The 15,909-nt window shown below is 37.8% G+C and carries 10 protein-coding genes; 4 read left to right on the forward strand and 6 right to left on the reverse strand.

Annotated elements, in window-relative coordinates:
* Positions 1-129 precede the first annotated feature (129 nt).
* From tenA to uvrA, 3 genes are all read left to right on the forward strand, one after another.
* A complete protein-coding gene (tenA, locus tag AC1M9B_RS04250) occupies positions 130-804 on the forward strand; it encodes a thiaminase II (protein ID WP_481586851.1) in 675 nt (224 codons plus the stop codon).
* Positions 805-976: 172 nt separating this feature from the next.
* Positions 977-1,348 (forward strand): hypothetical protein, encoded by a 372-nt coding sequence (locus AC1M9B_RS04255; protein WP_481608652.1) that lies wholly within the window; start codon positions 977-979, stop codon positions 1,346-1,348.
* A 255-nt stretch (positions 1,349-1,603) separates the two neighbouring features.
* Positions 1,604-4,435 (forward strand): excinuclease ABC subunit UvrA, encoded by a 2,832-nt coding sequence (uvrA, locus tag AC1M9B_RS04260; protein WP_180028471.1) that lies wholly within the window; start codon positions 1,604-1,606, stop codon positions 4,433-4,435.
* Between the two features lie 27 nt (positions 4,436-4,462).
* Here the strand turns inward: uvrA and AC1M9B_RS04265 are convergent, their stop codons facing one another.
* The 3 genes from AC1M9B_RS04265 to blaOXA form a co-directional block, all read right to left on the reverse strand.
* On the reverse strand, positions 4,463-6,199 hold the full coding sequence (locus AC1M9B_RS04265; protein WP_481608653.1) for a KAP family P-loop domain protein: 1,737 nt from the start codon (positions 6,197-6,199) through the stop codon (positions 4,463-4,465).
* A gap of 58 nt (positions 6,200-6,257) precedes the next feature.
* Positions 6,258-7,964: a GGDEF domain-containing protein gene (locus AC1M9B_RS04270; protein WP_481608654.1), complete on the reverse strand. Its 1,707-nt coding sequence runs from the start codon at positions 7,962-7,964 to the stop codon at positions 6,258-6,260.
* A 488-nt stretch (positions 7,965-8,452) separates the two neighbouring features.
* On the reverse strand, positions 8,453-9,346 hold the full coding sequence (blaOXA, locus tag AC1M9B_RS04275; protein ID WP_481608655.1) for a class D beta-lactamase: 894 nt from the start codon (positions 9,344-9,346) through the stop codon (positions 8,453-8,455).
* An 822-nt stretch (positions 9,347-10,168) separates the two neighbouring features.
* Here blaOXA and omp33-36 point away from each other — a divergent pair.
* A complete protein-coding gene (omp33-36, locus tag AC1M9B_RS04280; RefSeq protein WP_481595757.1) occupies positions 10,169-11,116 on the forward strand; it encodes a porin Omp33-36 in 948 nt (315 codons plus the stop codon).
* Between the two features lie 63 nt (positions 11,117-11,179).
* On the opposite strand, the gene AC1M9B_RS04285 is transcribed toward omp33-36, so the two are convergent.
* From AC1M9B_RS04285 to AC1M9B_RS04295, 3 genes are all read right to left on the reverse strand, one after another.
* Entirely contained in the window at positions 11,180-13,150 is a 1,971-nt protein-coding gene (locus AC1M9B_RS04285; RefSeq protein ID WP_481608656.1) for a BCCT family transporter, read from the reverse strand.
* A 225-nt stretch (positions 13,151-13,375) separates the two neighbouring features.
* Positions 13,376-14,065, reverse strand: a complete 690-nt coding sequence (locus AC1M9B_RS04290; protein WP_481608657.1) for an ion channel — start codon at positions 14,063-14,065, stop codon at positions 13,376-13,378.
* 137 nt (positions 14,066-14,202) lie between these two features.
* A complete protein-coding gene (locus tag AC1M9B_RS04295; RefSeq protein WP_180028478.1) occupies positions 14,203-15,909 on the reverse strand; it encodes a cation acetate symporter in 1,707 nt (568 codons plus the stop codon).

Genomic DNA, 15,909 nt, shown 5'->3' on the forward strand with positions numbered 1-15,909 from the left:
CAAAATTTATCCAAAGTTCTTCGTATGATTTTTTTGTTGAAGATGATGTATCGCTCAAGCTAGTTTTGTAACGACAAATTGATATGATCTTAGATGATACCTAGAGATGATTTTATTCAGGATGGATTTATGCGTTTTTCAGAAGCCGTTTGGCAACGAAACTACGATTTATATCAAAAAACATTAGCACTCCCTTTTAACCAAGAACTGGCGCTTGGAACACTCGATCGAGAAGTTTTTTGCCATTACGTCATTCAGGATGCGCATTATCTGGTTGCCTATGGTCGAGCATTGGCTATTTGTGGTGCTAAAGCATATGACTCCGATGCCATTATTCAATTTACGCAAGGCGCTAATGAAGCCATTGTGGTCGAGCGTGAACTGCACAATGGTTTTATGCACGAATTTGGCATCACTAAAGCTGATTTTGAAAATACACCTTTGACTGCTGCTTGCCATCATTACACCTCATTTCTGACAGCTACTGCATGGTCAGAGAGTTATCCTGTCGTTTTAGCTTCATTACTGCCGTGCTATTGGATTTATGCGGAAGTGGGCAAAGACATTCTTAAACGTAATATTGCAAATAATCCTTATCAAGCGTGGATTGACACTTATGCTGGCGAGCATTTCAACGAAGAAGTACGCAAAGTCATTGAAATTATTGACCGAGTTGCGGCAGAAAGCGATCAACATACCATTGAAAAAATGCATCAAGCTTACACACGGGGAGCTGAACTCGAATATTTATTCTGGGATAGTGCTTATCATCAACGTCAATGGTTAAGCCTAGATCACTCATGATGCTATCACCTGTATAACCAAATTAAAGGTCGGTGATCTAAACTGCATTGCCGACTTTCAGGCTCATTTCGATTTAAATGGATTTAAGACTGGATTTTAAAGCAAACTTCAAGCACAATTATTTTTGATAATAATTCTCATTATCATAAATAAAATTTACTTGAGGTTTTCTATGCAACATTCACTGGGAACAGAAGCAATCCGTGCATATTTCACTTTACAATGCTGTTGGTTAAATAATGAAGAAGTTTATTTAGAAAAAGGATGTACACACTGTGGATCTGCTGCCACATATCTCATTTATTTTACCAATCATCATATTCAAAATTTAATGCTCGACTTCATTGCTCAATACTCTTGTTCAAGCTCTATACGTTTTGATTTTCTAGATTTACAACATTTCAAAGCGGAATATAACGATTTTCTTCAACACTTAGAAAAAGAAGTGAATTTTTACGCACGTCAACATCATGCAATTGAAAGACATATATGTTTTGAACAGGTGGACTCTATTTTCGAACGTCACTATTCACGTGCTTGCTGATCAATATTCACCCGAAATTCACTTATATTTAACATCCTATGGCTCATCATGACATCAAATTTGCGAATTGATTATGTCTTGTTCATCTATTTAAAATCAGATTACAGGAGCTCTCAAAGCACTTTACATTGGACTTTTGCTGTTCAATGAAATTTTACCGACATAATTTGTCGTGTTTTATTTTTCATTTGTGCTTGAACAAAATTAAATCGCTATCATATATCACCTTCACTCAGCATATTTTCGAGATGTTTTATGAGCCAAAGTCATATCCGTATTCGAGGCGCACGCACCCATAACTTAAAAAATGTGAACCTTGATATTCCACGCGATAAGTTCGTGGTGATTACGGGACTTTCAGGTTCAGGTAAATCTTCACTGGCTTTCGACACCTTATATGCAGAAGGTCAACGTCGCTATGTGGAATCTTTATCTGCCTATGCACGCCAATTCCTGTCACAAATGGAAAAACCTGAAGTCGATTCGATTGAAGGTTTAAGTCCAGCTATTGCCATCGAGCAGAAATCAACCAGTCATAACCCACGTTCAACGGTCGGTACGATTACTGAAATTTATGACTATTTACGTTTGTTGTATGCTCGAGTGGGTACACCCTACTGCCCTGAGCATGACTTGCCGATGGTGGCACAAACCGTGTCGGAAATGGTTGATGCGGTTAAAGCACTTGAAGAAGGTACGGCTTTATTGTTACTTGCTCCTGTTGTACGTGAGCGCAAAGGGGAATACACCAATTTATTTGAGCAATTACAAAGCCAAGGTTTCGTCCGTGCACGTGTAGACGGTGAAATCATGGAAATTGATCCACCGCCTGAACTGGATAAGAAGAAAAAACACACCATTGAAGTCGTGGTCGATCGTTTTAAAGTCCGCGATGACCTAGGCAACCGTATTGCAGAAAGTTTTGAAACCGCACTGCGTTTAGGTGGCGATATTGCGATTTTGTCATGGATGAAAGGCGAACAATCTGATCGTGTGTTTTCAGCAAAACACTCATGTCCTGAATGTGACCGTGCCGTTGCCGAATTAGAACCTCGTCTGTTTTCTTTTAACAACCCATTTGGTGCTTGCCCGGTCTGTGATGGTTTAGGGACACGCAGCCATTTTAGTTCTGACAAACTCATTCCAAACCCTGAAGTCAGCATTAGCCAAGGGGCAATTCGTGGTTGGGATCGTCAGCGTCCATACTATTACAGCATGATTGAAAAAGTCGCTGCACATTTCGACTTTTCTCTTGATACGCCGTGGAATGAACTTGATGCGGATACCAAAAAGAAATTCCTTTACGGTACAGGCAAAGAAAAAATTGATTTAAGCTATATCGATGAACGTGGTCGCCGTCATAACCGTGTGATGGCTTTCGAAGGGGTTTTACCACATTTAGAACGTCGTTACCGTGAAACTGAATCAAACTATGTACGTGATGATTTAGCTCAGTATTTATCGAATGCTGCATGTGACGCTTGTGGCGGTTCACGTCTCAATGAAATTTCACGTCATGTGCGTGTCAAAGACAAAACCATTGCTGAAATTACCAAAATGTCGATTGGCGATGCTGAAAGCTATTATCAAGATCTCAATCTTGAAGGCGCCAAAGGTGAAATTGCCGATAAGATTTTTAAAGAAATTCGTGAGCGTTTGCACTTCCTTGTATCAGTCGGCTTGAACTATTTAAGTCTATCTCGTTCAGCCGAAACCTTATCAGGCGGTGAAGCACAGCGTATTCGTTTAGCTTCGCAAATTGGTGCTGGCTTAATGGGCGTCATGTACGTGCTGGATGAACCATCGATTGGTTTGCATCAACGTGATAATGACCGTTTGCTTGAGACTTTGGTTCGTTTACGTGATCTCGGTAACACTGTTTTAGTGGTAGAGCATGATGAAGATGCCATTCGCGCAGCGGATCATATTATTGATATTGGTCCGGGTGCAGGTGTGCATGGCGGTCATGTCATTGCTGAAGGAACGTATGATGAATTGGCAGCCAATGAAGACTCTCTGACCGGCAAATACCTTTCAGGTAAGTTAAAAATTGAGGTGCCGAAAACGCGTGTACAACCACCTAAACCTGATGAGCAAATTAAGCTGATGGGTGCATGTGGTCACAACTTAAAGAATGTTGATCTCACCATTCCTTTAGGTGTTATGACCTGTGTGACGGGTGTATCGGGTTCAGGTAAATCGACTTTAATTAACCGTACTTTATTGCCACTTGCAGCAACACAATTGAATGGTGCAACGACGTTAACGGCAGAAAAATTTGATTCGATTGATGGCTTACAATTCCTCGATAAAGTCGTGGATATTGACCAAAGCCCAATTGGACGTACACCGCGCTCAAACCCTGCAACCTATACAGGTTTGTTTACGCCAATTCGTGAACTCTTTGCTCAAACCCCAGAAGCCAAAGCACGTGGGTATGCCGCAGGTCGTTTCTCGTTTAACGTGAAAGGTGGTCGCTGTGAGGCTTGTGAAGGCGACGGTATGATTAAAGTGGCGATGCATTTCTTACCGGATATGTATGTGCCATGCGATGCCTGCCACGGCAAGCGTTATAACCGTGAAACATTGGAAGTCGGCTATAAAGGCAAAAACATTTCTGACGTACTCGAGATGACCGTTGAAGATGCAATGCATTTCTTTGATGCGATTCCTGTGATTCATCGTCGTTTAGAAACCTTGCATCAAGTTGGTTTGGGTTATATCCGTTTAGGTCAATCTGCTACTACGCTTTCAGGTGGTGAAGCACAGCGTGTGAAGCTTGCACGTGAACTTGCCAAACGTGATACGGGTAAAACCCTGTATGTGCTTGATGAGCCAACCACAGGTTTACATTTCCACGATATTGCCAAACTTTTAGATATTCTTCATGAGCTACGCAATAAGGGTAATACCATCGTGGTGATTGAGCATAATTTGGATGTGATTAAAACTGCCGACTGGATTGTGGACTTAGGTCCTGAAGGTGGTGCTGGTGGCGGTATGATTATTGCTGAAGGTACGCCTGAAGAAGTAGCGAAAAATAAGGTTTCGCATACGGCGAGATTCTTAAAGCCGATGTTAAAGTGATTTTGAAAGGGCTCATAAGAGCCCTTTTTAATTGTCTAATCTTGAAATCAGATAATTCATATACTCCGTATAGAAAGGCTCTTTCTCTGCTTTTTCTTTATATATTTCAGTAATCAACTGGCGAATTCTTTGGCTTGTCTCTTGATCCTTTTGATTATCTAATATTTTCTTAACAACATAGCTACTATTGAGAGATGTGAATCTCGGATCATTATTTATTTCTTCAAAAAGAAGTTTTTCCCACTGTTCTTTACTAGCGTATTCAATTGCTAATTCATCTCGATCATTCCAAACTTCATTTATATAAACTTGAAAAATTGCATCAATCAGCTTTGGTAATTCTTCTTTAGAAGGTTGATGATTTAAAATCAACTCCTTAAAAACAGGTCTTATTTCATCATCATCTTGAATATTATAAAAACTTTGACGCTCTTTATTCTTTTGCTCTTTAATCCATTCACAAATATTTTGCTCCAATGATGTAACATCCTCATTAAAAATTTCTAAAATTTTTAAAGCAAAATTTAAATTATGAATATTTTCTAAGCCAACTACAGCTTTCGTTGCTTTATGGAAAATCTTTGGAAAATTCTTGCCTACTCGAAGCCCCCAAAAATCTTCACACAACTTATGAAAATCATCTTTAATTTTATTATTTTCTTCAGAAATCATCGTAGAGTTTGCTAGGTCATGTAATAAAGTCCAATTTGGCTCTCCTTTTTGATCAAACCATTTTTTAAACTCCATAAACCATTCATCAGAATAAATAAATTTGTAATCTAGTGACTTCAATGATTCATAGGTTTTACGTTTTCTCTCAGACCAATCAGTCTGATTTTTCTCAAGCCTTGACTTTATATCTTCCCAATCAAACTCATATTTGTTGCCAAAATCTTCAATAAAATATCCTTGTAGAACGCGAATAAGAATAATCTTTTTTGTCGAGTCAGCAACTTCTTGCGGTAATTGCTCTCTAAATTTTTTATAAAGTTTGATGACTTTTTTTAAAAATCGAAAATTATGAATTTCTAATTCGTTTGCAAAATTTACCATTAAATCTACTAATGGCTCATCTAGCTCTTTTGTTTTTTCACGAAGTAAAGGTTCAACAGAAGTAATTTTGATTGTTTCATCAATCAATTTTTCTTTGTATTCAGCATATTTTTTTTGATTATCATCTTCATTTTTCGTTTCATCTAAAATTAAAACAACTTGGCAGTTTCGTTCCAATTTCAATTGGTTTGCTAAACCCATTACATCTTGAATATCTAATTTTCTGGACATTCGTTCAAAGTCATCAAAGCAGATAATTGCATCTTTGACTTGAGAATATAGAACTGCTTCAAAAATTTTAGCTGAAGAATTGATACCAAATCCTTCACCATTTCCACTAATTTTTACATCACGAAGTGCTGACAATCCATTCTTTACAAAAGTAGGAATCTCAAAATTTTGAGAGGATTCTTTATTAAAATAATTACTACTCATATTTGTTGAAATAGCAGCTTTGAGATCAGAAAGACTTTCTATTCCAAATAAAGATACATACGCGTATTTTTTACTAAATATTTTGTCTTTATTCTTTCTTTCATAACTTGGCTTTTGCTTTATTTCATTTTCTTCTTGTTCAGCTCTTCTTTTGATAAATCTATACCAACTAAAAGTCTTTCCAACTCCCCAACAACCTGTAATCGCAATAGCAATGCCTTGATTTTGATTATCTCTAAATATTTTCTCTAAATGCTGTTCTTGCTCAGTATTCATAATATTTTATAAATTGATGTTATTGCTCATTTATAAAGAATAACACCCATAAAAACAATCAACTTGAAACCGTATTCCGCCCCTGTGCTTTCGCTCTAAATAATGCTTGGTCTGCCTTAGCAAATAATGCTTTCCAAGAATCAGCACCGACAGCGACACCAACACTGATCGATACATTAAACGACTGACCTTGCTCATCTGTAAATTGTAAATCACCAATACTCTTACGCATCTTTTCTGCAGCACGTAAACCATGTTCAAGGTCTAAATTTTCAATCAACACCAAAAATTCATCCCCACCAAAGCGAACGACTAAATCAGTTGATCGAACATTATGACTTAAACAATTTGCCACCTGCTGAATGACTTGATCCCCTGCAACATGACCATATTGATCATTAACCTGTTTAAAATAATCAATATCTACAATCATCAAACACGTTTGGGTAAACTTATTGGGCTGAGCTTCCATAAGTTTGGTATAGGCTTCTAAAGCAAAACGATTTGAAACACCTGTTAATTTATCGGTATTGGCAATATTCTTTAATTCAAACTCAAATTCATCACGTTGATGCAACATTTTCTGAAGTTTTTGCATCGCTTCATGTAATGAATGTACTTGCTTCTGCTGATCTTCTATAAAATTACTATCGACCAAAGCATTGGCATACGACAATTCAACTAATTTATCTCTCACCATAATAAGCGGCGAAATAACTTTACGTTGAACATAAATCATCGTAAATAAAGCAGCCAATAGTGAAATTAAAGAGACAATCAATGTGAGTATAAAATTGAGTTGATTCGCATCTTTTTCTGACTTTGCGATTTCAACGCTCTTATTGAGCAAATAGTCTTGTAAATCGATAACTGTTAAGAATTTACCAGATACAGCTACACTTAATTCAGTCCCTGATAAAAAATAAGGTTGTCCCTTTCGGCTTTCATCAATTAATCGCATGATGATGGGTAAGCCCTGATCAATAAACTGAGTTTTCACCTCTTGGTGTAAGCGAGCGAATTCAGCTGTACGATGGCGTTCGGGTTGGATGGTATTCACTAAATCCCACAAATAGCGAACTTGTTTTTGCGTTTGTAATGCGCGTGCAATATTGTCACTTGGTAACGGCTGCTGAAATGTCACATGTGCAGTTACATTTGAAGCAACACGTCCAGCCTGATCTCGCAAATCAGCCAACACCAAAATCATGGTGTAATAATGCCCCATCGAACTGTCTTTACTTTTAGACTGCATTACCAGTTTCTTCAGTAAATCATGACTGCTATCCCACGCATTAAACATTGTAAGAATAGCTTGATCTAAAGCTTCAGGCGTACGCTCTGCAAATGGCAACGAAATATAGTGATCGACTTGTTTGCGACCTTCCGCTAATTTTGGATTTAGATATTGAGCGACGTACTCTTCTAACCCATCATATCCAGACTGATCTAATCGATGAATCGAGACCTTAATTTGTTCATCTACTCCCGCGCGATACTCAATAAGCGCTTGTTTATTTTTTTCAAACTCTTCTTGTGAACTCGACATTGCCATGTTCGCAGGGCCACGCTCGCGTGAAATACGATTCGCTAGAGCAGCAACGGCACGAAGATTTTCTATTTCAATCAATGCTGTTTGTGATTTCTGATATTCGCGATAATGGCTAATGACCAATGGGATTGAAATACAGAGGATAGATAAGACGATAATCATCACGAACACAAATAGGCGGCGACCAATTTGCTCGGAATGTGATTTTAACATCCAAACTACCTCTAAAATAAAAGACCGTATAAAGCGGTGAGATTTATAAAATTTCTTTGAACTTAGTTATATTTTACAATATAACCATGCTTAAAAAGCACTTAAAGCACAAGTTTTTATTTAAGAAACAATGTGATAAATATCACACTATTGTAATGCCGTAAATTTTTTTTGTTCAATATTTAAATTATTTTTCCACCAATATACAAGTGACATATTTGGCAGTATTTACTTTTTTTGAATTAAAATCAGATGATTATTTTGATCACTTAATCAGCATCGAAAAAATAGATCACGCGCATAATTTTTAATCATTATACAAACCTCATCCTTTAAACCATAATGCTTACATCGCAAAGACACTGATTCATATCAGATTTGCTTAATGAATTTTGTTCTACCCTCGGATGTTTCTCCCACATACAGAACATCCTTTTTCAGCCCAGCCATCCCAATCGGCTGGGTTTTTTTTATCTTTTATATGACTTTTAACGTAAATAATGAAATAAACCGAGTCGATCTAAAATATCTAAAGTAATTTCCTTCCGTTGCTGAATTTTATCACCATTTTTCATTTCTAAATTTAATGCAAAGGCAGTGACTTGACCGCTGGCTTGTTCTACAAAACCCACATACCAGCCCACCTGAGGCTCAATATCCATTCCCCAACCACTTTTGGCATATAGCTTATTCGCACCACGTGATTCGACATACATCATGTCTCTTACATCTTGTTGTACATCTCTACGAAACGGCAATGACAACTGTGCCAATCTATAAACAAATTTAACTTGTTGATCAGGTGTAATCTCTAGAGGACCTTTTAACCAAAACTGATCTATCTCATCCCCGACTTTTGCATTTCCATACTGAATTCGAATTAATTCCTGTTGCATCAATGTTGGTCCAATACGGTGTGCTAAGGCTTGATACACAGGTACAACAGATGATTGTAAGGCCTCACCAAGCGTAAAATCACGTTGCCAACTATCAAATGAACGCTTATTTCCATCCCATTTAAACACTTCATACCGAGTTGATTTATGATGTTCTAATCCAATCAAAGCATTCACTATTTTAAAAGTGGATGCAGGGATAAAATTTTCTTTTGCTCTTGTTCGATCAGAACCGTAAGTTTTAACGTGTTTGCCATCATAGGTGATAAATACACCTTGAATATTTTGCTGATTAAATAGGGTCTCAATATGATGCTGATTCTTTGATTCACTGCTATTCAGCATTGAATCGTCTTTTAAATCGTATGCTTTTATTCTCGGATTAATATGATCTAAGGCCTGGCAGGCAGATAAAAAAACAGACGTTAAAAAAAGTGCAACAACGTAGATTCCTTTCAATTTAATGTTCCAATTTGACCAATGCATTTAATTCAATTTTGACAGATTATTTCCAATTTTTTTGTCTATTTTTAACACTTTTTTTAAAAATAATATTTACATGTGCAATATGCTGGTGCATAATGCCCCACATTAGGGCGAGATAGAAATATACCTCAGCAGAATTTCTGTATTTCCCTCAAGTTTTGGCGAAAAAACCTAGTTTTCTATGAAAACTAGGTTTTTTTTTGCTCAGTATTGATAAAGAATACACCCAGTTATGCACTATAATGGTGCAAATAAATATAAGTTAAAAAAAAACCCAGCCTTGGGGAAAGCTGGGCATATAAGAGAAATAACCACTATAATATTTAGTAAATCTAAAAGGCAGAACTCAATTTATTTAAATATAAAAAAAAACTTAGTTTACGAGCATGTAATTATGTGAAAATTAACTTAAATTGCAAACATCGTAACCCTTTGAAATTCCGAATCAACCTAACACTTTACTACCAAGTAGGTGAAAAAAGTCACATTATTTATTTTCAAATGAGTTAAAATTAAACGAAAATCTTAAATTTCATGTAAATTAACATTTTCTTTATACGTTTTATCCGATTCTAATAATCTTTTTTTTGTATAATTTCGATGCAATTTTTTAAGCTTAATCGACGTTGAAAATCTCCTTATCACATTGTTATTTTTGAATAAAATGTTCAAAAATTCATGTTCTTAATCTTCTTGTATCAAGACATAACACACAAAATAAATTTAGACCAGCAGACTATTACCTTAAAGATCATTGACTTAATACATTGTTACAATACAATATTTACTGCATATTCATTCGACATTTATTTGGTAACTATTATGAAAAAAATTAGTTTAGCCACTGCTTTATTAGTAGCAATGACTGGGGCACACGCATATCAAGTTGAAGTACAAGGGGCTGCTGAATACTTTGATGACTCATTGAACAATGATAACTACACTGGTTCTGTACAAGGTACTTATTACTTCAAGAATGTTGACTCAACTAAAGGTCCTTTAGCTGAAGCGGCTTTCTTAAATCAGGCATCTAATGTATCTGTGGCTTATAATTTCGGTGAATATTCTGCTGATATTAAAGTACCTGCTTACGGTATTAATGAAGAAGTTAAAGCAGAACAACATAACTACGGTGCTAAAGCTGAAGCTTACATCCCAACTAAACTTATTCCTTTATATGCAAGCGCATCATATAGCCACTCAAAAACTGATGCTAAAAATGATTTCACTGCAAACAACCCATTAAACCACCCACAAGTTGCTAAATTAGCAGATGGTAACGGCGATCGTTATGCTTTAGAACTTGGTGCAATGTTACTTCCAAACTTCTTAGTTGCTGTAGGTTATACAAGCGTTGCTGACCAATACTCTTTTGATGTCTTTAAAGCAATCAACAACGGCAGCGTATTCTCAGCACTTGAAACAGGTACTATTGCTGAAGATCAAGATGCGATCACAGCTCGTACTAAATATGTAGGCGGCATCACTGATACAAATATGTCTGTTGGCTTTGAAGCTGGTTTAGTATACGGTGAAGACACACTTTACCAATTAAAATCTGACCTTTACTTCAATCCACAGTTAAGCGCAGGCGTTTCTTATACTGAATCAAGCTTTAATGACACTCCAAGCTCAGCTATCGGTGCTAACGTAAACTACTTCATCACTCCAGCTGTAGCTGTTGGTGCAAGTTATGTAAATGCTAACGCTGAAAATGGTTCTAGCCGTGATACTGAAACTGTTGGCTTAAATGCTAAATTCCGTTTCTAATAAATTATTAGATACAGAATCAAAAAAGGACGCATAATGCGTCCTTTTTTAATCATTCACTATTTACTCAGGGCTACGAATTACACTTAAGAAATGTAAATGTCTTTCGTATTGATCAATGACATCTTGAATTAAGTCTTCTTGTGTCCAGTCCATTACATCATAGGCCTGTCCACCCTCTCTTAAAAACACTTCCGCCTGATAATAATCCTGCTCAGTCACCATTGTATCTGGCATAAAGCTCGGTGGCGTTGTTCTTTGTGACATCACTTGATATACGAAATTCAACTCAGCATGATGATCTACCCTCAACTCTACACCTTCACCCAATCGATTTACACTAACCTTAAACTGTCTTCTCTTGAACTCTTTCTGCACTTGCTCTAATGCTTGAGATACTTGAGATTCAATAAATACATCAACCTCTTCCTTAGAATGAGGATAGTGCATAATCAATCCTAAGCGTTTTTGCCAACTCCGTGGTTGATGAATCGCTCGAGGTGTAATTCTCGCTTCTTGCAAAGCATTCATTTTAATTAAATCTACTTTTAAGGCTTTGAGTAATCCCCAACAAATAAAGAGCATAATGACGGAGAATGGCAATGCACTCATGATGGTTGCAGATTGTAAAGCACCGAGCCCACCGACCAATAATAATACAATTGCCAATACCGCCATAAGCACAGTCCAAAAGAGTCGTTGCCATGTCGGTGAACCTTCACCTTTGGCCGTCAAATAGTCTGTAACTAATGCACCTGAATCCGCTGAAGTGACAAAGAATAAAATAACCAGCGATGTTGCCACCACACTCATGATTGAAGCGAGTGGTAAGCTATTTAAAAATTCGAATAATGCAACGGAAGAATCCTTCTGTACTGCTAGCATCAGTGCTTCATTGCCTTCTTGCATAATACTGAAGAGCGCAGCATTCCCCATAAAGCCCATCCAAATGAGTGTAAATCCAGTAGGAATCAACATAACTCCAACGATAAACTCTCGAATAGTTCTTCCATGTGACACACGTGCGATAAACATCCCGACAAATGGTGACCATGAGATCCACCATGCCCAATACATAATCGTCCAACCACCAATCCAACCATTCGGTTGATAAGCATATAAATTAAATGTCATGGTAAAGAGATTAGAAACATACTGACCCATGTTCTGAATTGTGGTTTGCAAAAGATAAATGGTAGAACTCGCGAAGAATACAAAGAGCAATAAACTTATTGCCAATACCAAATTCAACTCAGACAACCGTTTAATTCCTTTTTCTAAACCTAGAAAAACGGACAATGATGCCAATGAACTGACGATAATGATCAGTATCACTTGAGTACTTGCTGATTGAGGAACATCAAATAAATAATTCAAGCCTGAATTAATTTGCGTTACACCAAAACCCAATGTTGTCGCCACACCAAATACTGTTCCAATCGTGGCAAATGTGTCTACGGCATCCCCCATTGGACCATGAATTTTTTTTCCAATGATCGGATAAAGCGCGGAACGTACTTTTAAAGGCAATTGATGTCGATAAGCAAAATAGGCCAAGGACAATCCAATCAATGCATAGATTCCCCATGCATGAAGTCCCCAGTGGAAGAAAGTCACTCGCATCGCTTGCTGCGCTGCCATAACCGTTTCTCCATCACCGACTGGCGGAGAGACATAATGCATTACAGGTTCTGCTACCCCAAAAAACATCAGGCCAATCCCCATACCTGCGGTAAAGAGCATGGCAAACCAAGAGCCATTACTGTAACTCGGTTGGCTATGATCTGGACCGAGCCTGATTTTGCCGTAGTCAGAAATTGCGATATAAGCCAGCACGATCAGAAATATGGCAACTGCTAAAACATAGAACCAACTAAAAGAATCCGTAATCCATTGGTTCAGTTGCTGAGTAACTAATTCAAAACCATTAGGAGATAACACCACAGTGGCCAAAAATACAAAAATGATGAGTACCGTGCTGATAAAAACACGTGGATTTACATTTGAATACCATGAAGGATGCTGAGAAGACATAATTCCCCTATATATTTATTTTTCGGTGAAACGCTTCAAACTGGATAAAACGCTATATGAATTGAGATCATTTATCCTCAACCTCATATAAAGCCGGGTTAGTTTCATCAAAAACAGAATAGAAAATCGACTCAATATCGAGGGTTGGAGATTATTTTTTGATCTAAGTACTTATTATTCATGATTTTGCAGATGAATGCCGTTAGCAAGATGTAACGTTCTGTTTTAATCATCCTGATGCTTTGGCAAATGAGCAATGTATTGCAGTGCAACTAAGCGCGAAACAATCAAAGCCAGATACATGACTCCACTAAACATTTGAATCATGGCAATCAGTCTCGCCAGCGGACTCAAGGGCATAATATCTGAAAGACCTGTTGCCGACTGAATACTAAAACTGAGAAACAACAAATCTAACCAACTATGTTGAACAGATTGTTCAGGCGTTATGCTAAAACTCAGTGGGTCATATAGCTGGCAGATGCTATATAAAAATGCGAAGCTCCATGCAATTAAAGTAAAAACAGCTGCTGCCGCAAATAATTCATCTTTGGTCAAATAGCGGTCTTCGAACATATATCGAACCAAACCATAAGCCGCTGTCGTATACGCGATAACTTCAAATACATGCGCTGTAATTTGAATATAGGCTTGATGATATCCAATCAGAATCAAGAAAGAAAAAATGAGAGCTCCTAATACCCCAAATAAACCTACAGCACTAAAAATTGGGGTCATTTTGATGACTTTAGCAATAATAAGAAGGACTAAAGCGCCGAGAATCCAAGTCATGGAGCGATAAGCCAAATCATGACTTGATATCACTGCGAGGAATAAAATCAGCAGCTGTAAAATCAGTAGACACGCGGATGGTAAACGTACGAGATCACGTATCACGCGGCATATTAAACTCATCTCAACTCCAACTATTTTTATTGTTTTGTTTGAATGAAAGCATAGCGGACAGTTGATGACTTGTATGTCATTTAAAATAGAAATTTGGTAAAGAAAAAAAGCCCCTTAAAGGGGCTTTTTATCATGATCAGTATGGTTTAGTGGTCTGACGCACCAGAAATACCAATACCTGTTTGTGAACGTACAAACTGTGCATCAAATGCTTTACGTTCTGCTTGCGCTTGTGCAGAATTGTCTGTCACAGAGAACAACCAGCAGAAGAAGAATGCTAAAGGCATCGCAAATAATGCAGGACCGTTATATGGATTAATTGGTGTATCAGAAATACCAAGCGTATCTACCCAAACTGCTTTAGAAAGTACGATGAGTACAACCGCTAAAACTAATCCAACAACACCACCGGCAACTGCACCACGCGTTGTTAAACCTTTCCAGAACATTGAAAGTACAAGCACTGGGAAGTTTGCACATGCAGCAACAGAGAATGCTAAACCTACCATGAAGGCAACGTTTTGTTTCTCGAACAAGATACCCAAGATCATCGCAAAGATCGCAAGACCTAAAGTCGCGATTTTAGACATACGAAGTTCAGATTCAGGTGTAGTTTGTCCTTTTTTCAATACGTTCGCATATAAGTCATGTGAAATTGCTGAAGCACCTGACAACGTTAAACCTGCAACAACTGCTAGAATCGTGGCAAATGCAACCGCTGAAATGAAGCCCATGAACAAGTCACCGCCTAAAGCATCAGACAAGTGAACCGCAGCCATGTTATTACCACCAACAAGCTCTAGCTTGCCAGTTACTGCCATTTTCGCAATATCAAGGAATTGTGGGTTGTTCGATACATAGAGAATCGCACCGAAACCAATGATGAAAGTTAAAAGATAGAAGTAACCGATAAAGCCTGTTGCAACAACAACTGATTTACGTGCTTCTTTCGCATCTTTTACTGTGAAGAAACGCATGAGGATATGTGGTAAACCAGCTGTACCAAACATCAATGCTAAACCAAGAGAAATCGCATCAATTGGGTTTGATGCCAGACTACCTGGTCCCATGATTTTGGTTGCATCATCTAAGGTTAAATCATGTACTTTAGAGAAGACTTGAATCGATTGCTCGAACATATTGGTGAAGCTAAAGCCAACGCCTTTCATCACCATAAATGCCATGAAGGTAGCACCTGACAACAACATCACTGCCTTAATGATTTGCACCCATGTTGTCGCTAACATACCGCCAAACATAACGTATGCCATCATGAGCAGACCGACGATGACGACAGCAATGTTATAGTTCAAGCCAAACAGAAGCTTGATCAACTGACCAGCGCCGACCATTTGGGCAATCAAGTAGAATGCAACAACAACAAGAGAGCTTAACGCTGCCAGTGTGCGTACAGGTTTTTCTTGTAAACGGAATGATACAACGTCAGATAAATTGTATTTACCCAAGTTACGCAAACGCTCTGCTATCAAGAAAAGTACGATAGGCCAACCTACCATAAAACCAAGTGAATAGAGTAAGCCATCGAAACCTGACAGGAAAACCATCGCAGAAATACCAAGGAACGATGCTGCGGACATATAGTCACCAGCAATGGCTAAACCATTTTGGAAACCAGAAATTCCACCGCCTGCGGTATAGAAATCTTTGGTGTTTGTGGTTTGTTTAGCTGCCCATTTGGTAATCCCTAGCGTTGCACCGACGAAAATCAAGAACATGATAATCGCAGGCCAATTTGTTGCTTGTTGTTCTGCTGCACCTAAATCAGGACCTGCGAATGCCAATCCAGATAACATTGCAGTCCCTGCAAATGTGAGTAAAGAATTCCATTTCAT

This window comes from Acinetobacter sp. ANC_7513 (assembly GCF_056779915.1).

Bases quoted from the DNA above. Each gene is read 5' to 3' on its own strand.
- tenA (WP_481586851.1), top strand. From the start codon at position 130: ATGCGTTTTTCAGAAGCCGTTTGGCAACGAAACTACGATTTATATCAA.
- AC1M9B_RS04255 (WP_481608652.1), top strand. From the start codon at position 977: ATGCAACATTCACTGGGAACAGAAGCAATCCGTGCATATTTCACTTTA.
- uvrA (WP_180028471.1), top strand. From the start codon at position 1,604: ATGAGCCAAAGTCATATCCGTATTCGAGGCGCACGCACCCATAACTTA.
- AC1M9B_RS04265 (WP_481608653.1), bottom strand. From the start codon at position 6,199: ATGAATACTGAGCAAGAACAGCATTTAGAGAAAATATTTAGAGATAAT.
- AC1M9B_RS04270 (WP_481608654.1), bottom strand. From the start codon at position 7,964: ATGTTAAAATCACATTCCGAGCAAATTGGTCGCCGCCTATTTGTGTTC.
- blaOXA (WP_481608655.1), bottom strand. From the start codon at position 9,346: ATGCATTGGTCAAATTGGAACATTAAATTGAAAGGAATCTACGTTGTT.
- omp33-36 (WP_481595757.1), top strand. From the start codon at position 10,169: ATGAAAAAAATTAGTTTAGCCACTGCTTTATTAGTAGCAATGACTGGG.
- AC1M9B_RS04285 (WP_481608656.1), bottom strand. From the start codon at position 13,150: ATGTCTTCTCAGCATCCTTCATGGTATTCAAATGTAAATCCACGTGTT.
- AC1M9B_RS04290 (WP_481608657.1), bottom strand. From the start codon at position 14,065: ATGAGTTTAATATGCCGCGTGATACGTGATCTCGTACGTTTACCATCC.
- AC1M9B_RS04295 (WP_180028478.1), bottom strand. From the start codon at position 15,909: ATGAAATGGAATTCTTTACTCACATTTGCAGGGACTGCAATGTTATCT.